23 protein-coding genes and 1 tRNA gene are annotated in these 24099 nt (G+C 70.7%); 10 read left to right on the forward strand and 14 right to left on the reverse strand.

All coding sequences use genetic code 11. The features are described from left to right. Positions 1-79 precede the first annotated feature (79 nt). Positions 80-1219 (forward strand): CE1758 family FMN-dependent luciferase-like monooxygenase, encoded by a 1140-nt coding sequence (locus tag OE229_RS04805; protein WP_262139988.1) that lies wholly within the window; start codon positions 80-82, stop codon positions 1217-1219. 224 nt (positions 1220-1443) lie between these two features. Here OE229_RS04805 and OE229_RS04810 read toward each other — a convergent pair whose 3' ends face one another. Next, positions 1444-1821 (reverse strand): DMT family transporter, encoded by a 378-nt coding sequence (locus OE229_RS04810; protein ID WP_262139989.1) that lies wholly within the window; start codon positions 1819-1821, stop codon positions 1444-1446. A gap of 1 nt (position 1822) precedes the next feature. Next, on the reverse strand, positions 1823-2137 hold the full coding sequence (locus OE229_RS04815; RefSeq protein ID WP_182066199.1) for a DMT family transporter: 315 nt from the start codon (positions 2135-2137) through the stop codon (positions 1823-1825). Between the two features lie 105 nt (positions 2138-2242). On the opposite strand from OE229_RS04815, the gene OE229_RS04820 reads away from it, so the two are divergent. The 4 genes from OE229_RS04820 to OE229_RS04835 all read left to right on the forward strand — a co-directional run bounded on the left by OE229_RS04820 (position 2243) and on the right by OE229_RS04835 (position 6297). Beyond that, positions 2243-2821 carry a TetR/AcrR family transcriptional regulator gene (locus OE229_RS04820; RefSeq protein WP_259362869.1) on the forward strand — a complete coding sequence of 193 codons (579 nt, stop codon included), beginning with the start codon at positions 2243-2245 and terminating at the stop codon, positions 2819-2821. A gap of 186 nt (positions 2822-3007) precedes the next feature. Then, the gene (locus tag OE229_RS04825) at positions 3008-4021 is read left to right on the forward strand and encodes a permease (RefSeq protein WP_071246228.1); all 1014 of its coding nucleotides are present in this window, start codon (positions 3008-3010) and stop codon (positions 4019-4021) included. Continuing rightward, a complete protein-coding gene (locus OE229_RS04830; RefSeq protein ID WP_262139994.1) occupies positions 4008-4856 on the forward strand; it encodes a TIGR03943 family putative permease subunit in 849 nt (282 codons plus the stop codon). Before OE229_RS04825 ends, OE229_RS04830 begins: the two co-directional genes overlap by 14 nt. After that, positions 4846-6297, forward strand: a complete 1452-nt coding sequence (locus tag OE229_RS04835) for a hypothetical protein (protein ID WP_262139996.1) — start codon at positions 4846-4848, stop codon at positions 6295-6297. Before OE229_RS04830 ends, OE229_RS04835 begins: the two co-directional genes overlap by 11 nt. Positions 6298-6431: 134 nt before the next feature. Here OE229_RS04835 and OE229_RS04840 read toward each other — a convergent pair whose 3' ends face one another. The 4 genes from OE229_RS04840 to OE229_RS04855 all read right to left on the reverse strand — a co-directional run bounded on the left by OE229_RS04840 (position 6432) and on the right by OE229_RS04855 (position 9997). Continuing rightward, a complete protein-coding gene (locus OE229_RS04840; protein WP_182066195.1) occupies positions 6432-7478 on the reverse strand; it encodes an NAD(P)-dependent alcohol dehydrogenase in 1047 nt (348 codons plus the stop codon). Between the two features lie 184 nt (positions 7479-7662). Then, on the reverse strand, positions 7663-8709 hold the full coding sequence (locus tag OE229_RS04845) for a glycerate kinase family protein (protein WP_262139997.1): 1047 nt from the start codon (positions 8707-8709) through the stop codon (positions 7663-7665). A gap of 58 nt (positions 8710-8767) precedes the next feature. Beyond that, entirely contained in the window at positions 8768-9904 is a 1137-nt protein-coding gene (locus OE229_RS04850) for an FAD-dependent oxidoreductase (protein WP_262139998.1), read from the reverse strand. 22 nt (positions 9905-9926) lie between these two features. Beyond that, a tRNA-Gly gene (locus OE229_RS04855) sits at positions 9927-9997 on the reverse strand. Positions 9998-10192: 195 nt separating this feature from the next. On the opposite strand from OE229_RS04855, the gene OE229_RS04860 reads away from it, so the two are divergent. Both OE229_RS04860 and OE229_RS04865 read left to right on the forward strand, forming a co-directional pair. Next, positions 10193-11302, forward strand: coding sequence for a DUF6177 family protein (locus OE229_RS04860; RefSeq protein WP_071404923.1), 1110 nt, complete (start codon positions 10193-10195; stop codon positions 11300-11302). Beyond that, a complete protein-coding gene (locus OE229_RS04865) occupies positions 11292-11639 on the forward strand; it encodes a hypothetical protein (protein ID WP_110864947.1) in 348 nt (115 codons plus the stop codon). The genes OE229_RS04860 and OE229_RS04865 overlap by 11 nt, the downstream gene beginning before the upstream one ends. A gap of 36 nt (positions 11640-11675) precedes the next feature. Here the strand turns inward: OE229_RS04865 and OE229_RS04870 are convergent, their stop codons facing one another. Both OE229_RS04870 and OE229_RS04875 read right to left on the reverse strand, forming a co-directional pair. Then, entirely contained in the window at positions 11676-13721 is a 2046-nt protein-coding gene (locus OE229_RS04870) for a cytochrome c oxidase assembly protein (protein ID WP_262139999.1), read from the reverse strand. Between the two features lie 52 nt (positions 13722-13773). Then, positions 13774-14865: a GNAT family N-acetyltransferase gene (locus OE229_RS04875; RefSeq protein WP_262140000.1), complete on the reverse strand. Its 1092-nt coding sequence runs from the start codon at positions 14863-14865 to the stop codon at positions 13774-13776. Positions 14866-14948: 83 nt separating this feature from the next. On the opposite strand from OE229_RS04875, the gene dcd reads away from it, so the two are divergent. Genes dcd through OE229_RS04890 form a run of 3 tightly spaced genes read left to right on the forward strand, consistent with a single transcriptional unit; the run spans position 14949 to position 16451 of the window. Then, the gene (gene dcd / locus OE229_RS04880) at positions 14949-15536 is read left to right on the forward strand and encodes a dCTP deaminase (protein WP_262140001.1); all 588 of its coding nucleotides are present in this window, start codon (positions 14949-14951) and stop codon (positions 15534-15536) included. Positions 15537-15591: 55 nt separating this feature from the next. After that, positions 15592-16107 carry a helix-turn-helix domain-containing protein gene (locus OE229_RS04885; protein WP_262140002.1) on the forward strand — a complete coding sequence of 172 codons (516 nt, stop codon included), beginning with the start codon at positions 15592-15594 and terminating at the stop codon, positions 16105-16107. Beyond that, positions 16104-16451 (forward strand): HepT-like ribonuclease domain-containing protein, encoded by a 348-nt coding sequence (locus tag OE229_RS04890; RefSeq protein WP_182064542.1) that lies wholly within the window; start codon positions 16104-16106, stop codon positions 16449-16451. The genes OE229_RS04885 and OE229_RS04890 overlap by 4 nt, the downstream gene beginning before the upstream one ends. Positions 16452-16589: 138 nt before the next feature. On the opposite strand, the gene OE229_RS04895 is transcribed toward OE229_RS04890, so the two are convergent. From OE229_RS04895 to idi, 6 genes are all read right to left on the reverse strand, one after another. After that, positions 16590-17693 carry a substrate-binding domain-containing protein gene (locus tag OE229_RS04895; protein ID WP_111039391.1) on the reverse strand — a complete coding sequence of 368 codons (1104 nt, stop codon included), beginning with the start codon at positions 17691-17693 and terminating at the stop codon, positions 16590-16592. Positions 17694-17755: 62 nt separating this feature from the next. Continuing rightward, positions 17756-19048: a multiple monosaccharide ABC transporter permease gene (gene mmsB / locus OE229_RS04900; RefSeq protein ID WP_110892126.1), complete on the reverse strand. Its 1293-nt coding sequence runs from the start codon at positions 19046-19048 to the stop codon at positions 17756-17758. Next, positions 19045-20568 (reverse strand): multiple monosaccharide ABC transporter ATP-binding protein, encoded by a 1524-nt coding sequence (mmsA, locus tag OE229_RS04905; protein ID WP_111104781.1) that lies wholly within the window; start codon positions 20566-20568, stop codon positions 19045-19047. The genes mmsB and mmsA overlap by 4 nt, the downstream gene beginning before the upstream one ends. 548 nt (positions 20569-21116) lie before the next feature. Next, positions 21117-22136: a LacI family DNA-binding transcriptional regulator gene (locus OE229_RS04910; RefSeq protein WP_017886425.1), complete on the reverse strand. Its 1020-nt coding sequence runs from the start codon at positions 22134-22136 to the stop codon at positions 21117-21119. A 117-nt stretch (positions 22137-22253) separates the two neighbouring features. Next, positions 22254-23303 carry a magnesium and cobalt transport protein CorA gene (locus tag OE229_RS04915; protein ID WP_262140005.1) on the reverse strand — a complete coding sequence of 350 codons (1050 nt, stop codon included), beginning with the start codon at positions 23301-23303 and terminating at the stop codon, positions 22254-22256. A gap of 247 nt (positions 23304-23550) precedes the next feature. Further along, positions 23551-24093: an isopentenyl-diphosphate Delta-isomerase gene (idi, locus tag OE229_RS04920; protein ID WP_071246200.1), complete on the reverse strand. Its 543-nt coding sequence runs from the start codon at positions 24091-24093 to the stop codon at positions 23551-23553. Between the last annotated feature and the right edge of the window lie 6 nt (positions 24094-24099).

Raw genomic sequence — 24099 nt, forward strand, 5'->3', positions numbered from 1 at the left:
GCGGGAATGCCCCGCCGTGCGCTACGTTGTACCGAGCAAGTCGATGCAAACGCATCGAAATCGCGAAAGGCGGCGCATCATGCAGTTCGGCATCTTCACGGTCAGTGACGTCACGACCGACCCCACGACCGGCACCACGCCGGACGACACCCAGCGCGTCCGCGACATCCTGACGATCGCCGAGCACGCCGACCAGGCCGGGCTCGACGTCTTCGCGACCGGGGAGCACCACAACCCGCCGTTCGTGGCCTCGTCGCCGACGACGTTGCTCGCCTACCTGGCTGCGAAGACGAAGGACATCACCCTGTCCACGTCGACGACCTTGATCACCACGAACGACCCGGTGCGCATCGCCGAGGAGTACGCGATGCTCCAGGTGGTCTCCGACGGCCGCATGGACCTGATGATGGGTCGCGGCAACACCGGCCCGGTCTACCCGTGGTTCGGTCAGGACATCCGCCAGGGCGTCAACCTGGCGATCGAGAACTACGCGCTCGTTCGCCAGCTGTGGGAGAACGACGTCGTCGACTGGCAGGGCAAGTTCCGCACGCCGCTGCAGGGCTTCACCTCGACCCCGCGTCCGCTCGACGGGGTCCCGCCGTTCGTCTGGCACGGCTCGATCCGCACGCCGGAGATCGCCGAGCAGGCCGCCTACTACGGTGACGGCTTCTTCCACAACAACATCTTCTGGCCGATCCAGCACACCGAGCAGATGGTCGGCCTGTACCGCCAGCGCTTCGAGCACTACGGGCACGGCCGCGCCGACCAGGCGATCGTCGGGCTCGGCGGGCAGTTCTTCGCCCGGAAGAACTCGCAGGACGCGATCAACGAGTTCCGGCCCTACTTCGACAACGCCCCGGTCTACGGTCACGGCCCCTCGATGGAGGACTTCACCGCCCAGACCCCGCTCACCGTCGGCTCGCCGCAGCAGGTCATCGACCGGTACGCGGCGATGAAGGACCACGTCGGCCACTACCAGCGCCAGCTGTTCCTCATCGACCACGCCGGTCTGCCGCTCAAGACGGTGCTCGAGCAGATCGACATCCTGGCGACGGACATCGTGCCGGAGCTGCGCAAGCTGAACGACGAGGGTCGCCCCGCCGACGTGCCGTCGGACCCGCCGTCGCACGCGGCACGTGCCGCTGCCGCGATGGCGGCCGGCACGGTCGGCAGCGACCACGTCGCTGCCGAGGACGAGTGGACGGGCGCGTCCGTCTGACGCACGCTTCGTGAGCAGGAACGGTCGGGTCCCGTGAGGCGACCCGACCCCTGCTGCTCACCATGTGCGGTGGGCGTGACCGACGGACGGACGGGAGGCCCGGTGCCAGCTGGCACCGGGCCTCCCGTCCGTCTCGGCGCGCGTCCTCGGGCCCGCGTCGCGACAGCGACAGTCCTGCGGACGGCGCTCCCGTCAGCCCCGCGGAAGCGACAGGTTTTCGCCGATCATCCGCGGGATGCTGTCGCTCTCGCGACATGGGCTGGGGCGGCGGGCTCCGCGGCGGGGTGGGCCGGCACGAGCTTGAGGCCGACGACGCACCCGACGATGCCGGCGATGAACAGCAGGCGCAGGACGGTGACGGGCTCCGCGCCGGTGGCCATGCCCCACAGCACCGTGAGGGCGGCGCCGGTTCCGGTCCACACCGCGTACGCCGTGCTGATCGGGATGTGCTTGAGGACGTAGCCGAACGCGACCAGGCTGATCACGATCGTGACGGCGAACACGATGGTCGGTCGGGGCTGGGTGAAACCGTCGCTCTCGCCGAGGGCGGTGGCCCAGACGGTCTCGAGCGCGGCGCTGACGAACAGGACGATCCACGCCACGTCAGCTCACCACCTTGAGGCCGATGACGCACGCCACCAGGCCGAAGACCAGGGCGAGGCGTGCGAAGGACGCGGCCTCCTGCCGGCGCAGGATCGCGACGACCACGGTCAGGGACGCCCCGATGCCGACCCAGACCGCGTAGGCGGTGCCGACCGGGATGCTCTTCATCGCGAACGCCAGCCCCACCATGCTCAGGGCCATCCCGGCGACGAACACGATCGAGGGGACGACCTTCTTGAAGCCGTTCGAGGCGCTGAGGGCGGTGGCCCACACGGCCTCGAGCACGCCGCTGAGCACGAGGATTGCCCACGCCATGACGATGTCCTTTCCTGCGGAGTTGTTCGAGGTCTTTGTCGTACGACTGTGCGACAACGACCTCGACGGTAGCACGAGTTCGTACGACTGTGCGAGTATGGCGTCGTGGCCAGGAGCATGGACGTCGACGAACGCCGCCGCACCGTGTCCGAGGCGGCGTGCCGGGTGCTCACCCGCGACGGCCTCGGAGCGCTGAGCGTGCGGAACGTCGCCGCCGAGGCGGGGCTGCCGCCGAGCACGGTCCGCTACACGTTCCCGACGCAGGCGAGCGTCCGCGAGCACACCATCGCCCTCGTGTTCGACCGGACGCGGGAGCGCATCGACGCCATCCCGGCTGACCTGACACCGACCCGACGGGCACGCCGGATCGTGCTCGAGCTGCTGCCCCTCGACGAGGAACGGGTCATCGAGCTCGAGGTCTACCTGGCACTCGGCAACGCCGCGCTCACCGACGTCGCGCTCCGGCCGACGCTCGACCGGACCGTCGCGGCGATGCGGACGTGGTGCGAGGAGGTCCTCGGGTTGCTCGGTGTGCCGGCGGACGACCGGGAGTACGAGGCCTGCCGTCTGCACGCGCTCCTGGACGGGCTCGCGATGCAGGTCGTCCGACTGGCCCCGGGGGAGTCCGGCGACTGGGCGATCGACGTGCTCGACCGACACCTGGACGGCGTCACCGCCGGCTGAGCGCACTGCTCCCCCGCACCGTGCGAGGGGGGCGTACGGGTCGTGCGAGGTTCCGTACGCGGTGTGAGGCTCGCGACCCTGCACCGAGTACAGAACCTCGCACCGAACGATCCATCGGCCGTCCCCTCGCACCGTGCGAGGGGGCGCGCGCAGCCCCGGGTAGGACGCGTCACCTATCCTGTCCCGGTGACGACGACCACGCGGCCGCCGCAGCGCACCCGGAGCCTCACCGGCCCCGGCCTGGTGCTGCTCGCCGTCGTCGTCCTGCTGGGCATCCGGCTGTTCTCGCCGAGCATCGGGTCGACCGGGCTGCCGGACGTCGTGCAGGACTTCCTCACGCTGGCGATCAGCGTCGTCGTCGAGTCCCTGCCGTTCGTGGTGCTCGGCATCGTGCTGTCGATCGTCGTCGAGGTCTGGGTGCCGGTCGGCGCGCTCGAGAAGGTCCTGCCGCAGAACGCCTTCGGCCGGCGCGCCGTGATCTCCCTGATCGGCATGCTGTTCCCGGTGTGCGAGTGCGGCAACGTCCCGCTCGCCCGCGGCCTGATGATGCGCGGGTTCACGCCGGCCGAAGCCGTCACGTTCCTGGTCGCGGCCCCGATCCTCAACCCGCTCGTCATCATCAGCACCGCGCAGGCGTTCGGCTGGTCCGGGTGGATCCTGCCGGTACGCATCGTCGGCGGGTTCGTCATCGCGAACCTCGTCGGCTGGATCGTCGCCGCGCACCGCCGTCCGGCCGACCTGCTGCTCCCCGCCTTCGAGGCCCGGTGCCGTGCGGCCGTCGGAGCGCCCCGCGGCCTGCACCGCTGGCGGCAGAGCGCCGCGCAGTTCGGCGGCGAGACGGCGACGATGATGCCGGCGCTGTTCGTCGGCGCCGGCCTCGCCGCGGCGATCCAGGTCGCCGTGCCCCGTTCGACCCTGGTGGCCGTCGGCTCGAACCCCGTGCTGTCCGTCGCGGCGATGATGCTGCTGGCGATGACGGTGTCGCTCTGCTCGAACGTCGACGCCTTCTTCGCGCTCTCGTTCGCGTCGACGTTCCTGCCCGGTTCGATCACGGCCTTCCTGATCATCGGGCCGATCATCGACGTCAAGATGATCGCCCTGCTGCGCACGACGTTCCGGGTCCGCTTCCTGGTGCTGCTGTCCGTCGTGTGCGTCCTGTTCGCCGGAGCCGTCGGGTTGGTGATGAATGTCCTCGTCTGATGCACGCAGCAACGCGGCCGCCTACCTGGGTCTCGGGTCGGTGCTGGCCGCGGCCCTCTGCACGCTGTGGCTCGCGCTGGTCGGGCACCTCGACCTGTACATCAACCCGCGCTACTCGGTGTTCACGGTCGTGCTCGCCGCCGTCGGGGTGCCCGCGTCGATCGCCGGGCTGGTGGCCACGGCCCGCGGGTACGGCCACACGCACGGCGACGAAGCGGACGAACACCACGCCGACGGCGATGCCCACCGGCACGACGCCGACGCCGAAGCCCACCAGCCGCGCCCCGGGCGCGGTCGCGTCGTCCGCCTCGCCCTCGGCGGAGCCGCCGGCGTCGTCACGATCGGTGTCACCGTCGCGATGCTCGTCCTGCCCCCGACGACCCTGTCCGCCCGGACCGCCCAGCAGCGGAGCGTGGACTCCGCGACCCTGTCCAACGCGACCGGCTCGGAGTCGGCGGTGCAGCTGCTCGGCAGCGAGGGCGTCGACACGTCGGAGTACGGCGTCAAGGACTGGGCCGCGCTGATCCGGCAGACCACGGACACGACGGCCCTGGTCGGCAAGCAGGTCGAACTGACCGGCTTCGTGGTGCCGGGCGACGACGGGTCCTTCACCCTCACCCGCTTCGTGATCAGCTGCTGCGCCGTGGACGCGCAACCGGTCGGCCTCGGTGTCGTCACCGGCGACGGCGACGGGACCGTCCCCGACGAGGGGCAGTGGGTCACCGTCCGCGGAGCCCTGGCCGCCAACCCGGACCAGTCCGCCGACGCCCGCATCGTCGTCAAGGCCGCGGAGATCACCGACATCGCGCAGCCCGAGGACCCGTATGAGTTCTGAGCGTCACGGTGACCAGCGCCCCGGGGACCAGCTCCGCGGAGGTCAGCTCCGCGAGCGCCGCCCCGTCGCACACCGCTTCCACCGCCGGTACGTCGCCGTCGTGGTGGTCCTCGCCGTGGTCGCCGCGCTCGCCGCGGTCGTCGGCTCGCAGCAGGGCCCGCGGCTCCGCGACGTGTCCTACGACGCGACCGGTCTCGTCACCCGTCCGGCCCAGCGGGTCATCCTGACCGCGAACCAGGCGCTGCAGAAGGTCGCGGCCGCCGACGTCCGGGTCAGCCCGGCTGCGGCGCACACCGTGACCTCGAGCGGCAACACGATCGCGGTCGAGTTCGCCGGGCCCCTGGCGTACGACCGCGAGTACACCGTGACGGTCGCGGGCGTGCGGGCACCCGGGCAGCACGCCACGTCCGACCTGACGGCGGCGATCCGCACCGGCAGCACCGACGTGCTCGCACTCGTCCCGGGGCAGGCCGGGGCGAAGGACCGCATCGTCCGGCGATCCCTCGACGCCGGCGGCGCCACGACGGTCTACGAGGGCACGGCGATCTCGGAGTACGCCCGGCTCGGCCGCTCCCTCGTGGTCGTGAGCGGCACGGACGCGAGCTCGTCCGTGGACATCGTGGCGCTGAGCGGTGGCGTGCAGGACGCCGATGCCCCCGTCGAACACCTCACCCTGCCGACCGCCGAGGGCCGCGTCACGGCGCTCCACGTCGCCGACGACGGCGCCTCGTTCGGGTTCGAGTACGCCGACACCTCGACCGGGCAGTCCCGGAACACCGGCCTGTACGTGGTCGACATGACCGGTACCCACATGCCCACGGCGATCGCGGCGAACGGCAAGCCGAAGACGGGGGCCGTGCCGATGACGGTCGGGCAGTGGGCGTACGTACCGCGCACCGAGAGCGCGCTGGTCCGGACGGGCAGCGACGACCTGGTGCTCGTCGACATGAGCGGGCGGGTCGACCCGGTCCGGCTCGGCAGCGCCACCTACCTGCACGGCTTCGTCGGCACCGGCACCACGGCCGTCGTCGAGACGGGCACCGGCATCGAGCGGCTGGACCTGACCGACGGGTCGAAGTCGGCGCTGCAGGCGCCCGCCGCGAGCACCGATGCGGCCGTCCTCGGCCGCATCGCCCAGCTGTCCGACGACACGTACCTGCGGGTGCTGGGGGACGTGCGGTCGGACGGCACCATCGCGGCACGGATCGTGCGCGTGGACGGGGGACGGGCCTCCCGGCTGCCGGTGACGATCCCGGACGACGCGAGCGTCACCGCGGTCTGCCCGTCCCCGAACAGCCAGTTCGTCGCGGTCGCGACGAAGTCGGCGACCGGCGAGCTCGTGAGCATCGTCGACGCGGCCTCCGGCGCGCTCGAGGCGAGCATCGACGCGGGCTCCGTCGACTGGTGCGGTGCGCTGCCGTCCGGCGACGAGGTCGGCTGACGGCCCGGGGACGTCAGACGGGCGCGCCCCGCTCCGTGGCAACGCGAAGCGTTGCGCGGGGCGCGCCGACCGAGCCTGCGGGGGAGGCCCGTTGCCAGCCGGCAACGGGCCTCCCGTCGATCAGGTGGTGACGACTACGCCAGCGTGGCCGCGTCGATCACGAAGCGGTAGCGCACGTCCGAGGACAGCACGCGCTCGTAGGCCTCGTTGATCTGGTCGGCGCTGATGAGCTCGGTCTCCGGCAGGATCCCGTGCTCGGCGCAGAAGTCGAGCATCTCCTGGGTCTCCTGGATGCCGCCGATGGCGGAGCCAGCCCAGCTGAGCCGACGCGGGATGAGCGCGAAGGCCGGGACCTCGAGCGGCTCGGACGGAGCGCCGACGTTGACGAGCGTGCCGTCGACCTTGAGCAGGCCGAGGTAGGCGCCCATCGGGATCTTCGCCGAGACGGTGTTGATGATGAGCTCGAAGGAGTTCGCGAGCTTCTCGAACGTCTCCGGGTCCTTCGTCGCGTAGTGGGCCTTCGCGCCGTAGCGGAGCGAGTCCTCCTGCTTCGAGGTGGTCTGCGACAGGACGGTGACCTCGGCGCCGAGCGCGACGGCGATCTTGACGGCCATGTGGCCGAGCCCGCCCATGCCGACGACGGCGACCTTGGTGCCCGGGCCGGCGTTCCAGTGGTGCAGCGGCGAGTAGGTGGTGATGCCGGCGCAGAGCAGCGGCGCGACCTTCTCGATGTCGAGCGACTCGGGGACCCGGAGGACGAAGTCCTCGTTCACCACGACGGCCTGCGAGTAGCCGCCCTGGGTGATCGAGCCGTCGGCCGGGTCGACGCCCGCGTAGGTCTGGATGTTGCCCTTGAGGCAGTACTGCTCCTGGCCGGCGACGCAGTTCTCGCACTCGCCGCAGGAGTTCACCATGCAGCCGACGCCGACGCGGTCGCCGACCTGGTGCTTGGTGACGTTCTCACCGACGGCGGAGACGTGTCCGACGATCTCGTGGCCGACGACCTGCGGGTACTGGATGGGGCCCCACTCGCCGCGGACGGTGTGGATGTCCGAGTGGCAGATGCCGGCGTAGGCGATGTCGATCTCGACGTCGTTCGGGCCGACGTCACGACGGGTGATGGTGGTCTTGACGAGCGGCTCGGTCGCTGACGGTGCCGCGTACGCGTTGACGGTGCGCAATGATCTCCTCGTGGGGTGGTTCGTCGCGGGCCGGTTCCGGCCCGGAACCAGTCTGCGCGCAGGCGAGGCCGGGTGGGAGGTACAACCAGGACACCCCTGTGCCCGCGGACGGGCGCGTCGCGGCGGCTGCCCGGCGCGTCGGCGCGGCACCGCGCCGCCGCGTTGCTCGCGTCGTCCTGTTCGCTCAGACGAGCCGGGCCAACCGCTGTCCCGCGATCGTGGCGAAGCGCAGCGGGTCGGCGAGGGCGTCGTCGGGCTCGCCGGTGGTCTGCGTCGCGAGCACGGTGAGCGATGCGGCGGCCGCGTAGTCGTCGAGCGGGGCCTCGATCGCGCCGGCGACGAGCATCGAACGGGCGCCGGGAGCGTGCGCCGCGGTCAGGTCGCGGACCACCGAGGGCACCTTGCCGACGGCGCTCTGCCCGTCGAAGCACCCTTCGCCGCTGACCACCACATCGGCTCCGTCGAGCAGTGCCGGGAGCCCGAGGACCTCGGCGACGGCCGCGGCCCCGCCGGCGAGCGTGGCGCCCCACACCAGCAGGCCGAACCCGACACCGCCGGCGGCTCCGGCGCCCGGGGTGTCCGGGTCGACGTCGGGGAACCGCGCGGCCCAGGTGGCGAGCCGGTCGTCGACGGACGCCACCCGGTCGGGCGTGATGCCCTTCTGCGGGCCGAAGACCGCGGCGGCACCGGTCGGACCGAGCAGGGGAGAGGTCACGTCGGTGAGCACGGTGACGCCGAGCGGGGGGAGTTCCCGGAGGCCGTCGGTGCCGGCTCCGTCACTGTCGAGTCCGAGCGCCTCGAGCACCGGACGCCCGCCGTCGGTGGACGCGCTGCCCCCGATGCCGAGCACGAGCCCCGTGGCACCGGCGTCGAGCGCGGCGGCGATCGCTTCGCCGAACCCGCGGCTCGTCGCCGTGTCCGGCATCGGTGCGTCGAGCAGGGGGAGGCCGCTCGTCGCCGCGAGCTCCACGACCGCGCGGCCGTCGGGCAGCCGCAGCCAGTGGGTGTCGACCGGCGTGCCGCCCGGTCCGGTGACGGTGACGGGGACCCGGACGGCTCCGGGGACGGCGGTCGCGAAGGCGTCGAGCGTGCCCTCGCCGCCGTCGGCCATCGGGACGAGCACCACGTCGTCGTCGGGCCGCTCGGTCAGCCAACCGTCGCGGACCGCCGCAACGATCGACGCCGCCGTCGCGGTGCCCTTGAACGAGTCCGGAGCCACGATGATGCGCACAGCTCCCACCGTAGCGGCCCGTCGCGAGACGCCGTCGTGCGGTGGACCCGTCCGTGCGTCAGGTCGCGGGCACCGGCTCCGGCAGGGCGAAGCGCGGGTGTGGCACGCCACCCGTCGCGAGGTCCGCGAGCATCTCGCCGAGCAGTGGCGCGAACTTGAAGCCGTGCCCGGAGAACCCCGTCGCCACGGTCAGTGGCCCGACCCGGTCGATGACGAAGTCCTCGTCGGGGGAGTTGTCGTACAGGCAGCTGATGAACTCAGGCTTCGTCGCGTCGACCCCCGGCACGTACCGCGCGACGTACGCCTGCAGTCGCTCGGCCTCGGCCGGCACGGGCACGAAGTCCCGGTGGTCCGGGTCGACGACGGGCCCGGTGCCGTGGAACCCGACCTTCACGCCCTCACCCGGCGTCAGCAGCCCGTACACGTCGTCGCCGTCGGCCCAGTGCACGAAGCTCGGCCAGGCCGCGTCCGGCAGGTGGCTGGGGAAGTGGGCCGGCTGCTCCTGGGTGACGCGGATGGCCGGGAGGCCCGCCCCGCGTCCGGCGAGCAGCTCGCCGACCAGCGTGGGGGCCCACGATCCCACCGCGGCGACCACGGACGCGGTGCGGACCGCGCTGCCGTCGGACAGCGTCACGGTGACGTCGTCACCGTGGTCCTCGAGCCCGGTGACCCGGGTCTCGAAGCGCAGGTCCGCGAGTCCGGTCGCTTCGGCCAGCGTGAGGAACACCTCGATCGTCCGGTCGGAGCGGATGCGTCCTGCCGACGGGTGGGTCAGCACGTGCCCCTCGAACGCGATGCCGGGCCAGCGCGCCGCCGCCTGGTCCGGCGAGAGCGACTCGTGGGAGATCCCCGCGTCGGCGAGGGCGGCGGCGATCGCGTCGACGACCTCGGGCCGGCCGTGGTCGACGGCACCCGTGCGGACGATGAGCTCTTCGCCGGCAGCGGCCTCGAACGCTTCCCACAGCGCCAGTGCCCGCGTGGTCAGCGCGACGTACTCCGGGTCGGCGTAGCCCTGCCGGAAGATCCGGGTCGCACCGTGCGAGGAGCCGAGGTGATGGCCGCGGGCGTGCTGTTCCACGAGCAGGACGCGCTCGCCGCGGGCGGCGAGCGCGTACGCGGTCGCGGCACCGACGACCCCGCCACCGATGACGACCACGGGTGCCACGTGTTCGGGGGAACCGGGAGAGGAGGACATGCGGCGAGCGTACGTCCGACGGAGCGAGTGACGGGAATCGAACCCGCGCTACCAGCTTGGGAAGCTGGAGTTCTACCATTGAACTACACTCGCGCGCCCCGCAGAACGGGACTCGGCAAGCCTAGCGGATTCTCGCCTGGAAGCCAGCCGACCGCGCACCGTACGCCGTCTCGCGGCCGCGTGTCGCGCCTCCCGAGTCTCCGCTGTGAGGGTGCGAGCCTGACGGACAGGTGTCGCCCCCGTGTGTACCGTCCAGGGAGTTCCAGCCCCGAACCGAGGAGGACCCGGATGGTCAGGCATCCCCTCATCGACGACGTGGTCGGCTCGGCGATCGTGGTCGAGTCCGCCTCGCCCGTCGTGTGGCTGACCGACGCGCTCGCCTCGCTGCTCCGTCGGTCGGCGGACGCCGGACGGACGGTCGTGCTCCGCACCGGCCGGGCCGCAGCGATCACCCCGGCACTCCGGCACGCGCTCGGCGCGTACGGCGCCGCGTGGGCGGTGTCGGACTTCGACGGCACACTGCGTGACGGCCGGACCGGCGTCGCCGCATCGGACATCGAGGACTTCGTGCACCGCGGCCCCGAACTCGTGGGCACGCCGTCACCCGAGCACCCGGTCTCGGCCGACTCGGTGCGACAGATCAGCATCGACCTGACCCTCCGCCACCACCCCGGCCGTGCCGTCGACATGGGCTCCGCGATCGAGGCGCTGTGCCACACCGTCGGCACCTGCCCGACCCGGTGGGGCACCGCCGAACCGCTCACCGTGCCGTGGGACCGCTGGGTCGTCACGCAGTACGCGAAGCACGAGGCGCCCGGCATCTCCACCTCGTACGCCGTCGGCGAGGGGTTCTCCGCGACGATGACCGCGCACCTGGTCGGCGGGGTCGTCGTCGAGACGATGTCCGCCGTGCTCACCGTGCCCGAGGAGAACACCGACCCGGGCCTGGCCAACCGCATGTTCGACGCCGTGCAGCGGGTCGCCGACCAGGTCGTCCCCGTGTTCGGTGTGGTCATGCAGCGCCGCGGCGACGCGGACCACCTGGTGCGGGCCGTCTCGCACGGCGAACCGTCGCCGCTCGCCGTCGTCGTGGGCCCCGAGGCCGCCGGCTTCCTGGACCGCGACGGCGTCTGGCCGCCACCGCGCACCACGACCGCGACCTTCGCAGCCGGCTCCGGATCGGCCGCCCGTCCGGACGCCGACGCCGCTGACGACGGCGGCATGATCGTCCGCTTCGAGGACGGCTGGGAGGCGCTCGAGTCGTTCCTGGACCGCATCGACGAGGACCGCTTCCTGCAGCTGGTCGGTGGCGCACCGCTCGACCCCGCGCACGACGAGGGCACGCTCGACGGGCACGTCCGCGACGACCGGATGGTGGGCGGTCAGGGTGCCGCGTGACGTCACCATCCTCTGCCGCCAGCCGGTGGAGACGCGCGAGGTGGCGGAGGCGCTCCTGCTGCACGACGAGACCTGGGGTGTCCGGGCGCTCGACGACGGCCCGATGATGCAGGTCTGCCGGGACGCCACCCACCCGGTGATCACCGTGCTCGGCGTTCGCCGGGTGGACTCCTCCGATGAGGTCGAGCGGATCCTGCCGGACGCCCCGACCCTGGCGACCCCGCTGTGGTGGGTCGACACCGTGACGCCCGCCGGCCCCGACGGGGAATCGGGGATCTCGGCCGCGCTCGAGGCCGCGATGGACCTCGACGCGGTCTGCATCGTCCACGGGGACTGACCCGGGTCGTGCCAGCAGTGTGGCCGGTGCCGCGCGTCAGTCCCGCTTGCTCATCGCGGCCAGACGCTCGTTGTAGGCCTTGAGGTCGGCGTCACCGTCGCGGTCGGCCTTGCGGTCCAGGCGCTTCGCGTCGCGCTTGTCCGAGCGCATCCAGTTCCGGACGACGAGCAGGGCCACGAACACCATCGGGAGCTCCGATGCACCCCAGGCGATGCCGCCGCCGGTGTGCTGGTCGTCGAGCAGTGCGGCGTCGTTCGTCTGCCCCAGTGCGTGGAACCAGTCGATCGCGAACACCGACTGCGACGTCATGACCGCGACGCCGAAGAACGCGTGGAACGCCAGGGTGGCCAGCAGCGTGATGATGAGCATCGGGTACGGCGGGCGCTGCGGGCCCGGGTCGACGCCGACGAAGACCCAGAAGAACAGGTAGCCGCTCAGGACGAAGTGGATGATCATCGCGACGTGCCACTCGTGCGACTGCATCGCGGCCTGGTACGCCGGCGTGAAGTAGAACACCACGAGGGACCCGGCGAAGATGATCCCCGCGACGGCGGGCTTGCCGAGGAACTGCATCCAGCGGGAGTGCACGAAGAGCATGAGCCACTCGCGGGCGCCGCGTGAGCCGTCGTTCCGGACCGGCAGGGTGCGGAGCGCGAGGAGCACCGGGCCGCCGAGCACGAGCGGCAGCGGGACGAACATCATCAGCAGCATGTGCTGGAGCATGTGCGACGAGAAGTGGATCATGCCGTAGACCGCGGGGCCGGCCGACGTCGTCCAGATGAACAGGGCGCAGCCGAGCAGCCAGGCGATGGTGCGACCGACGGGCCAGGCGTCGCCGCGCTTCCGGAGCTTGCGCACCGCCAGCAGGTACCAGACGGCCCCGACGACGGCCAAGCCGAGCCACACCCAGTCGATGTGCCACTGGGTCAGGTAGGTCTGCGTGGTCTGCGCCGGCGGGAACGGGAACCCGATCAGGCCGGAGCGGGTGTCCTCGCCCGTCGCCGGGGTCTGCGGGATCGGCGGCTGTGAACGGGACACGGCGACCGAGACACCGATGGCCACGGCCATGAACACGATCTCGGCCAGGGCGAACCGGGTGAACAGGCGGCGGTCGAGCGGAGCGCGGAGGAGCCCGGGAACGAGCTTCCGGCGCTGCACGATCCCCGCGACGCCGAGCAGCACGAGGATGAGCGCCTTGACGGTGATGAGCCAGCCGTACGAGGTCGTGACCAGGTCGAGCGGGCCGGTCAGTCGGAGCGACGCGTTGACGATGCCGGAGAACGCGACGGCTCCGAACGACCAGCCGGCGAGCGTCGAGTACCGGGCGATCACGCGTCCGGTCGCGCCCCTGGTGCGGGTGCGGAGCAGGACCACGGCGACCAGGCCGCCGGCCCACACGCACACCCCGACCAGGTGGATGGCGAGCGAGTTCACCGCGTTCGCGTGCTCGAGCGACCCGGCGGCGTGCCCGGACAGCGCCAGGGGGAGCAGGGCGAACAGGCCGATCACGGTGGCGAACGCCAGGGTCGTCACCCGGGTGGCGAAGGCGGCGACCACCGTGGCGACCAGGATCGCGGCAGCCGACACCACGAGCGCCTGGCCGATCTCGACCTGGAACGCGAAGAGCATGAAGTTGCGGGCGAACACCGGGCTGGTGAGCGGGACACCGAGGGTGTTCGCGCCGGTCAGGACGATGCTCACCGCTGCGGCCAGGAACCAGACGGCGCCGGTCGCAGCAGCCCACCGGGTCGCACGGTGCTGCACGCTGGACACGGCGCCGTGGTCCTTCTTCTGCGCGGGGAGCGCGAACGCGGCGACGATGAGGAGCCCGATGGTCAGCGCCGCCATCGTGTCGTGCACGACGCGGGCGATCGGCAGGCCGTACTCGACGACCTCGCCGGCGGACACCAGCTGCTGACTCGCGCTGAAGGCCCCGGTGACGGTCAGCCCGAGGATCGAGCACGCGACGGCCAGCGGGATCGCGATGACGAGGACCGTCGCGACGGTGGACGAGCGCCCGGTGGTGGGGGCGGCGTCCGGCGCTGACCCGGTGGGCTGGGTTTCGGGTGACGTGACGGTCATGACCGTCCAATGGTAGGCGTGTCGGCTGGACGGCGGCCCCTCGGATGCGCCCTCAGACCCGCCGTTCCCAGATGCCCTCGCAGCCGACGCCGACGAACCCGACGGCCTCGTTCACGTCGAGCATGTGGCGGTTCTCCTCCGCGTTGAACGTGATGACCGAGGGGCGCCCCGGGAACCGCCGCTCGAGTTCCTGGATCCCGACGACCTTGAGCAGCCAGCCGAGCCGGTGGCCGCGGTGCTCCCGGAGCACCAGGGTGTCCCACTGCTGTGCCGGCCGTGCCGGGTCGTCCGGCACGGACAGCTGCGTGAAACCGGCCAGGATGGTCGTCGGCAGGTGCTCGACGGCCACGGTGAGCAGGGTGCGCGGTGCCCGGGCGAGCTCGTCCTCGTGCTCCCGGAGTCGTTCGGCGGTCCAGACGTCCTCGGGCTCCTCCATGTCCCCGGCGGGCGCGTCGGTGCTCATCCGGGTCTCGAGCAGGGCGATGCCGTCGAGCCACTGCTCCGGTGTGCGACCCGTCCAGGCGTGCACGCGGTACTCCGGGCCGGCGGCAGCGGACGCCCGCTCGTGCAGTCCGCGCACCAGGGATGCGTCGGCGGGCAGCGGGAGCCGGCTGATCCGGTTGACCTGGCCGAAGTGCCAGCCGCGGGCGGTCAGGAACCGCACCCCGGCCTCGTCCTCCGGCACGGCGCCGAACCCCGTCGGTGCCTGCACGTACCCGGGCCCCGACGCGGGACCGACCTGCCGCGAGACCGCGTACGTCTTCCACTGCGTGCGGCCGTCGGCACGGGCCATCGCCTCCAGGTGGTCGGCGAGCAGCGTCCCGACGCCGCGGCGCTGGTGCTCGGGGGCGACGCCGACCGACAGCCAGCAGTTGGTGGTGCCGGGCTCCTGCTTCGTGTCGTACGAGCCGGCACCGACCACGGTGCCGCGGTCATCGCGCGCGACGACGAGTCGGCTCGGCGCTCCCGGCTCGCGGCACAGCGGCAGGTACTCCTCCGGGGTCCAGGCCAACTCGTGCAGCCCGTGCACGGCTGCTCCGGCCCCGTCGGACACCGCGAGCCACTCGGCGAAGGTCGCGACGGTGGACGGGTCGTCGTCCATCGAGGTGGGCACCGTGATCTCGTCGACGGTGTACGTGGTCATCACTGCTCCGAACGCCGCCCGCCCGGGTGGTGGGCAGCCTGGCAGCATACCGGCGCGACGCCCGCTGCCGCTAGGCTTCGTCCGTGCTGCTCTCCGACCGCGACATCACCGCCCAGCTCGCTGCAGGCCGGATCGGCCTCGACCCGTACGACGCCTCGCTCGTGCAGCCGTCGAGCATCGACGTCCGGCTCGACAAGTTCTTCCGGCTGTTCGACAACCACAAGTACCCGCACATCGACCCCGCGGTGGACCAGCCCGACCTGACCCGTCTGGTCGAGACCGACCCGGACGAGGCGTTCGTGCTGCACCCGGGCGAGTTCGTCCTCGGCTCCACGTTCGAGGTCGTGACGCTGCCCGACGACATCGCCGCACGGCTCGAGGGCAAGAGCTCGCTCGGTCGCCTCGGCCTCCTGACCCACTCGACCGCGGGCTTCATCGACCCCGGGTTCTCCGGGCACGTGACGCTCGAGCTGTCGAACGTGGCGACGCTGCCCATCGAGTTGTGGCCGGGGATGAAGATCGGACAGCTGTGCTTCTTCCAGTTGTCGAGCCCGGCCGAGAAGCCCTACGGATCCGCCGAGTACCAGTCCCGTTACCAGGGCCAGCGCGGCCCGACCGCGTCGCGCTCGGCGCTGAACTTCCACCGGGCGGACGTCTCCGACCACCGCTGAGCGTGTGCCGCTCCGGCGGCAGACGAAAATGTTGGATGCTGTGTATCGTTGCAGCATGTCCGCTGTTCCCCAACGGTCCGCCCGGCCACTGTCGGCCGCGGTGCTCATCCGCGACGCCCGTGAGCGCGCCGAACTGACCCAGGTCCAGCTCGCCCAGCGTGCCGGCGTCACGCAGAGCGTCATCAGCACCTATGAGAACGGTCGGCGCGAACCATCGCTCGCGGCGCTGCAACGCATGCTCCACGCCGCGGGCTTCACGACCAGCATCGACCTGCAGCCCGTCGAGGAACCACCGCCCCTGCGGGACCGCGTCACCGCCGCGCGGCAGGAGCTCATCGCGATCGTCGAGCGCTTCGGCGGGCACCGTCCTCGACTCTTCGGCAGCGTCGCTCGGGGCGAGGACGGCCCGGGCAGCGACGTCGACCTGATGATCGACCTCGACCCGGGGCTCGGGATCTTCGCGCTCATGCGGATCCAGGACGCGGCTGAACGACTCCTCGGTGTCCGCGTCGACGTGGTCGATGCGGCGGGGATGAGCCGCGAGGTCGTCCGGACCGCGGTGCCCCTGTGACCCGCGGGTCGACCACCCGTCGCGACGTCCGCGATCGTCTCGACGACGTCATCGCCGCCTGTGCCGCGATCCTGCGCTACGTCGACGACCGCCGGTTGCCCGAGGACCTCGTGCACGACGCCGTCCGGATGCGCCTGGTCGAGATCGGTGAGGCCGTCCGCGTGCTCCCCGCGGCGGTCACCGCGGGCGAGCCGAGCATCCCGTGGTCGCGGGTGTCGGACCTGGGTGAGCGACTCACCCGGCGGTACTTCGACACCACGCGAGCCGTCGTGTTCGGCACCGCGCGGACGGACGTGCCGCTCCTGGCCGAGGCGGCTCGGCGGCTGCGCGCCGCTCAGCCGTAGACCGGACCACAGGGCGGACGGGAGGCACGGCCACGACGTGCACCGAGCCTCCCGTCCGCCCTGTGGCCGGCCTCCGGACGACGCAGGACGGCCCCGTCTCGCCGAGGCGAGACGGGGCCGTCCGTGGTGCTGGGGAGATCAGCCCTTCTTGGCGAGCTCCTCGAGGGTGTCGTTGCCCTTGTAGGCCTCGACGGCGTTGTCCTTGGTGACCAGGACCGGCGTGAGCTCGATCGCGGGGACCGTCTTCTTGCCGTTGTAGTTGTTCGTCTTGTCCATCGTCGTGTCGGGCTTGTCGCCCTTCGACAGCGTGGAGACGAGGTCGACGGCCGCCTGGGCCTCCTTCGACGTGTCCTTGAAGATCGTCGAGTACTGCGTGCCCTTCATGATGAGCGGGATGGACGCGGTCTCCGAGTCCTGGCCCGTCACGACGGGGTTGTCCTTGCCGGCGGCCTTGGTCGCGGTGAGGATCGCACGGGCGAGGGTGTCGTTCGGCGACAGGACGCCGTCGAGCTCGGTGTCACCCGTGTAGTACTGCGAGAGCAGGTCGGTCATGCGCGACTGGGCCTTCTGCGCGAGCCAGCCCTGCGTGACGACCTTCTGGAAGGTGGTCTGACCGGAGACGACCTTGATCGTGCCGTCGTCGATCTTCGGCTGCAGGACGTCCATCGCACCGTTGAAGAACACGGTCGCGTTGGCGTCGTCCGGCGAACCGGCGAAGAGCTCGACGTTGTACGGCTTGTCGCCCTTCTTCTCCTCGAGGCCCTTGAGCAGCGCCTCGGCCTGGAGCTGGCCGACCTTGAAGTTGTTGAACGCCACGTAGTAGTCGACGTTCTTCGTGTTCAGGATGTTGCGGTCCCAGGCGATGACGACGGCGCCACGGTCCTTGGCGGACTTCACCTGCGCGGTCAGCTGCGAACCGTCGGCGGCACCGATGATGACGGCCTTGGCACCCTTGGTGATCATGCCCGAGATCTGCGACTGCTGGTCGGGGACCGGGTTGCCGGCGTTGGCGTACTGGATGTCGGCCTTGAAGCCGGCGTCCTCGATCGACTTCTTGAAGGCGGCGCCCGCGAGGACCCAGTTCTGCGAGGTCTTGGCCGGCAGGGCGACGCCGATGAGGTCGCCCTTCTTGATGCTGCTGGTGCTGCCGGCGTCGTCGGACGAGCCGCGTGCCGAGCAGCCGCTGAGGGCGAGGCCCGCGATGAGCGCCAGGCTGAGGCCGGCGACGATCTTCTTGCGCATGTGATTGCTTTCTCTTCGTTGAGGAGGTGTGGGGCCGGAGCCCCGCTGTGGGGAGGGGTGGACTAGGGGAGGGTGATCTTGTCCGGCTGGTCCTCGATGGACCGCGGCTGCTGGGCGGCCACCGTGTTCTGCTCGGTGTCCTTCCGCTGGAACTGCCGCATCATGCCCCCGATGAGCGACGGGCGTCCCTGCGACTTCGAGTAGACGTCGAAGGCGACGGCGACGAGCAGGACCAGGCCGCGGATGATCTGCACCTGGTTGGACTCGAGGCCCATGAGCTGCAGACCGTTCGACAGCAGCGCCATCACGAGACCACCGATGATCGAGCCGGAGATCGTGCCGACACCACCGGCGACCGCCGCGCCACCGACGAACACGGCGGCGATCGCGTCGAGCTCCCAGCCGGTGCCGTCCGCGGGGCCCGAAGCGCCGGAGTAGGCGACGAACACCATGCCGGCGATCGCGGCGAGGACGGACATGTTCATCATGACGAAGAAGTTGACCCGCCGCGCCGAGACGCCGGACAGGACGGCCGCGTTGGCGTTGCCACCGACGGCGTAGACCTGGCGACCGAAGATCGTGTTCTTCGTGACGAAGCCGTAGACGATGGTCAGGATGCCGAGGATGATCGCGACGATCGGGACCGAGGTGCCGACCGGACCGGCACCGAACAGGTACGTGGCGACGAGCGTGACGGCGACCAGGATGCCGGTGCGCACGATCGAGACCCACAGCGGCGGGACCTCGGCCTGCATCTTCCGACGGCGGGCACGGCCCCGGGCCTCGATGATGATGAGCGCGAGGACTGTGACGAGGCCGATGAGCAGCGTGCCGTTGCTGAAGCCGAAGTCGGGGCCGAAGTCACCGAGGAAGCCGGCGCCGATCGGGGTGAAGGCATCCGGGACGGGGACCGACGTCGAGTTGCCGATGATCTGGTTCACACCACGGAAGATGAGCTGACCGGCCAGCGTCACGATGAAGGCCGGGACCTTCACGAACGCGACCCAGAAGCCCTGCCACGCACCGATCAGGGCACCGCATGCGAGACCCAGGATGATGGCGGCCCACACCGGGAAGTCCCACACGGCCATGGACTGCGCCACGACGATGCCGACGACCGCTGCGACCGAACCCACCGACAGGTCGATGTGCCCCGCGATGATGACCATGACCATGCCGAGCGCCAGGATCAGGATGTAGGAGTACTGCAGGAACAGGTTGATGACGTTGGTCGGCTCGAGGATGAGCCCGTTCGTCGTGACCGAGAAGAAGATCAGCAGCACGATGAGCGCGATGATCATGCCGTACTGGCCGATGCTGTTGCCCTTGCCGAAGAGCAGTTTCAGGTTGTTCATGAGGCGGTGGCGCCCTTCCGCGCGGAGGTCATGCTGCGCATGAGCGATTCGGGATCGGCCTGGTCGGCCGGGAGGTCAGCGGTGATCTGGCCCTCGAAGATGGTGTAGATCCGGTCGGAGAGACCGAGGAGTTCGGGGAGCTCGGACGAGATGAGGATGATGCCCTTCCCCTCGGCGGCGAGCTGCTGGATGATCCCGTAGATCTCGAACTTGGCGCCCACGTCGATGCCGCGGGTGGGCTCGTCGAGGATCAGGATGTCCGGGTCGGTGAACATCCACTTGGACAGGACGACCTTCTGCTGGTTGCCACCGGACAGCTTGCCGACGTTGTCCTCGACGCTCGGCACCTTCGTGCGGAGCATCTTGCGGTACTTCTCGGCGACCGAGTACTCCTCGAGCGAGTCGACGACACCGAGCTTCGAGATCTTCTGCAGGTCGGCGGCGACCGTCGAGCGCTTCACGGTGTCGAGCAGGTTCAGGCCGAGCGCCTTGCGGTCCTCGGAGACGTAGCCGAGGCCGTTCTCGATCGCCTGCTGGACGTTCGTGACCTTGATCTCGCGGCCGTCCTTGATGATCTGGCCGTCGAGCCAGGTGCCGTACGAGCGGCCGAACAGGCTCATCGCGAGCTCGGTGCGTCCGGCGCCCATCAGGCCGGCGAAGCCGACGATCTCACCGCGGCGGACGTGGAAGTTCGAGGCCTTGCAGACCAGACGCGACGAGTCGAGCGGGTGCTGCACGGTCCAGTTGCGGACCTCGAAGAAGGTCTCGCCGATCTTCGGGGTGCGGTCGGGGAAGCGCGACTCGAGCGAGCGGCCGACCATGCCGCGGATGATGCGGTCCTCGTTGACGCCGTCCGCCTTGACGTTGAGCGTCTCGATGGCCTTGCCGTCGCGGATGATCGTGATCTCGTCGGCGATCTGCTCGATCTCGTTGAGCTTGTGGCTGATGATGATGCTCGCGATGCCCTTGGCCTTCAGCCCGACGATCAGGTCGAGCAGGTGCTGCGAGTCGTTCTCGTTGAGCGCGGCGGTCGGCTCGTCGAGGATCAGGAGCTTGACGTCCTTGTGCAGGGCCTTCGCGATCTCGACGAGCTGCTGCTTGCCGACACCGAGGTTCTTGATCTGCGTGTCCGGGTCGTCGGCCAGGCCCACGCGGGCGAGCAGGTCCTGCGCACGGAGCTGCGCGGCGGTCCAGTCGATGCGTCCGAAGCGGCCCGGCTCGTTGCCGAGGAACAGGTTCTCGGTGATCGAGAGCTCCGGGATGAGTGCCAGCTCCTGGTGGATGATGACGATGCCGGCCTGCTCGGACTGCTTGATGTTCGAGAAGCGGACTTCTTCGCCCTCGTAGACGATCTCGCCGCTGTAGGTGCCGTACGGGTAGACGCCCGACAAGACCTTCATCAGGGTCGACTTGCCGGCGCCGTTCTCGCCGCAGATCGCGTGGATCTCGCCGGCGCGGACGCTGAGGGAGACGTCGGCCAGCGCCTTCACACCAGGGAACTCCTTGGTGATCGAGCGCATCTCGAGGATCGTCTCGGGTGCGGTGATCGACCGGGTCTCGAGGCCGGTGTCGATCGGGGTTGACGCCACAGTGCATCTCCTTCTGCCGCTGCGATGCGGCAGTTGTTCGGGTGGTTCTGCTGCGGCAGCGAATGGGCGCAGGTGGCCTGCGTGGACTTCGTTGTCGCGTCCGGTGTCCTGCTGGTGTGACGCTCATGTGAACGGTCACATCGGCTGGACGGAGGCAATTTACGCACAGCCTCGGTGCGGCTGTCAATTCGGATTGGTCGCGTTTTCGTAACGGCGTGCGTGATCCGGAGGGAACGTCCCCCGGGTTGGGGCCAGGGGCCCCGGAACCGGGCGCTTCGTTGCGTGGATCCGCATGCGCGGACGGGAGGCCCGTGGCGGGCCCGCCACGGGCCTCCCGTCCGTTCGATGGCCCGTCCGGGGCCGCGCTCGCCTTGTCGGAGCGGGTGTACCTGGCGCTTCCGGGCGTACCGGGTCGGAAGTTCGTGGCAGGTACGCCCGTTCCTGGCAGGTACTCCGGGGTGGGCGCGGCCCGATGTGCGTCAGCGTGTGCGGGGCGCGCTGGTGGAGGCGCGCACGACCAGCTGCGGGACGATGTCGATCGGGCGGAGCAGCTCGCCCTCACTCGGCAGCAGCAGGTCCACACAGCGACGCCCGAGCTCGGCGAAGTCGACCTGCACCGTGGTGAGCGGCGGCCAGAAGTGCTTCGCCTCCGGGATGTCGTCGTAGCCGACCACGGACAGGTCGCCCGGGACGTCGAGCCCGTACGAGCGCGCTGCGTGCATCACGCCGAGCGCCATCTGGTCGTTCGAGCAGAAGATGGCGGTGCAGTCCCGCCACCGCAGCAGCTCGCGGCCGGCGTGGTAGCCGAAGTCGGCGGTCCAGTCGCCCAGGATCGGCGGGGCGACGGCCATGTCGCGGTCGGACATCTCGCGCAGGAACCCCTGCATCCGGGCATCGGCCTCGATCCAGTCCTGCGGCCCCGCGATGTGTCGGACGTACTCGTGCCCCAGGTCGAGCAGGTGCGCGGTCGCGAGTCGTGCGCCCTCCATCTGGTCCACCCACAGGGCCGTCGGGTCCTCGCCGACGCTGGCGCGCATGGTGACGTAGGGGGTGCGGATCCCGAGCTCCGCGATCAGGTCGAAGACCCGCTGCTGGGGCGCGATGACGACGATGCCCTCGACGTCGAGGTCGAGCAGGTGCCCCAGTCCTTCACGGACGGCGGCGTCGGTCGCCTCGGCGATGTTCGCCGTCGTGACCGAGTAGCCGCGGAGCATCGCGGCGTCCTCGATCGCCTGCAGTGCCACGGCGGGGCCGTAGTGGGCGCGGCGGGCCGTCAGGACGCCGATCGTGTGGGTCCGGCTCGTGACCAGGGCGCGTGCAGCCCGGTTCGGCCGGTACTGCAGCTGCTCCATGGCCGCCAGGACCTTGTCGCGTGTCTCGGCCCGGATCGCGTCCGAGTTGTTCAGCACCCGCGAGACGGTCTGGTGCGAGACGCCCGCGATCCGTGCGACGTCACGGATGCTGGGCGAACGCGGTTGCTGTGTCCGCGATGACGCCATTGCTGCTCGTTTCCGCCCGGGTGTCGTGGCACATCGATGTGCACGTTCACATTCCGGGCCAGATCATTATGCACGTCCGGCGGATCGACGCCACCTGTGCGTCGATCCGCCGTCCGCTCAGAGCCAGTTGCGCTTGCGGAAGATCGCCCAGAGCACGCCCATCAGCAGGAGCATGCCGAGGATCGCGACCGGGTACCCGTAGTGCCAGTGCAGCTCGGGCATGTGGTCGAAGTTCATCCCGTAGACACCGGCGATCAGGCCGGGCGCGAACAGGATCGCCGCCCATGACGAGATCTTCTTGACCTCTTCGCCCTGGCGGTGGGCTGCCCGGGCGAGTTGCCGGCTCTCCTCGCCCTGGGCCAGGCTCGCGCTGGTCATCCGGCGCATCGCCTCGTTCTGCTCCTGCGACACCAGGGTGGCGTGCAGGGTCAGGGCGTTCTCGAGCAGGGCCCGGAACGAGTCGACGCGCTCGGTGACCCGGAGCGCGTGGTCGTGCACGTTGCGGAGCCGGTGCTGCACGTCGTCGTCGACGCCGTACTTGTCCGCACCGCGGAGCAGCCCGGTCACCATCGCCGGCACCGGGGTGGTGGCCCGCTGGAACGCCAGGACCTCACTGAGCAGCTGGTAGATGCGCTTCGAGACCCCGGCGTCGACCTGTCCGGCGAACAGCTGGTCCTCGATGGCGTCGATCTGTTCCTGCAGCACCTGGACGACTGGGCCGTAGCCGTCCACGACCTCGTCGAGCACGGCCGCGGTCACCGCCTCGGACCCCTTCGCCAGGAACTCCGGGTCCGCCTCGACCTGTGCCCGGAGTGCCGCCAGGTCGGGTCGGGCGGCGTGCCGGACGCTCACCACGAAGTGGTCGCCGACGAACAGGTGCACCTCCCCGAACTCCACGGTGCCCGAGGCCGGGTCGAACCAGGCCGGACGGAGCACCAGGAACAGGGTGTCGCCGTAGCGCTCGAGCTTGGCGCGCTGGTGTCCCTTGCGGGCGTCCTCGACGGCGTTCTCGTGCAGGTCGAACTCGGCGGCGACGGCCTCGAGCTCGTGCGGGTCGGGCCGGAGCAGCCCGATCCACGTCAGGTCGCCACGAGCCGGGCGCGACGGGGTCGACGGAGACTCCACGCGGCGTCCCCGGACGTAGATCGCGTTGTCGATCAGTGCCATGTGCGTGCTCCTCCGGTGGGGAGCAGGCGGGCGCGATGGCGCCCCGGAGGCGATCCGGGGCGGGGCAGGGTCAGCGAACGGGCGCGACGACCGACACGGGCGGCCGGCCCGATCGAGGATGGTCACCCGACATCGCGCCTCACCTGCCCTTCTCGTCTCGTCGTGGCGGCGCCCAGAGCGCTACCGACGGTCGAGCGTACGCCTGCGGCGTGGGGTCGGACAACCCGTGGCGCCTGACGCAGGAACGTCAGCGCGTGACGTGCAGCCCGGCGGTCTCGAGCTCGGCGAGCTGCCACCCGAGCCACGGGCTCCAGGCGAACGGCGCGCCGGCGACGGCCTGCCTGAGAGAGTCCTCGGACACCCATGCCCACTCGGCGACCTCGTCGTCCGCGGGCGCCGGGGTGTCGTCGGTCACGGCGCGGAAGACGGGGCAGACCTCGTTCTCCACGATGCCGGAGGCGTCGACCGCGCGGTACCGGAACTCCGGCAGCACGACCTCGACGTCGCGCACCGTGATGCCGAGCTCGCGGGAGGCCCGACGGGCGATGGCGTCCTCGAAGGACTCGTCCGGCCCGGGGTGGCCGCAGAAGGTGTTCGTCCACACCCCCGGCCAGGTCTTCTTCGACAGTGCTCGTCGGGTCACCAGGACGTCACCGTCGGTGTTCCGGACGTGGCACGAGAACGCCAGGTGCAGGGGCGTGTGGGCTGTGTGCACCGTGAACTTGTCCGCCGTCCCGATCGGGGTACGGTCGTCGGCCAGGAGCACCACGGATTCAGGGAAAGCGTTCATCTGTGT

Source organism: Curtobacterium poinsettiae, assembly GCF_025677645.1.
In the GTDB taxonomy this organism is placed as follows: domain Bacteria; phylum Actinomycetota; class Actinomycetes; order Actinomycetales; family Microbacteriaceae; genus Curtobacterium; species Curtobacterium poinsettiae_A.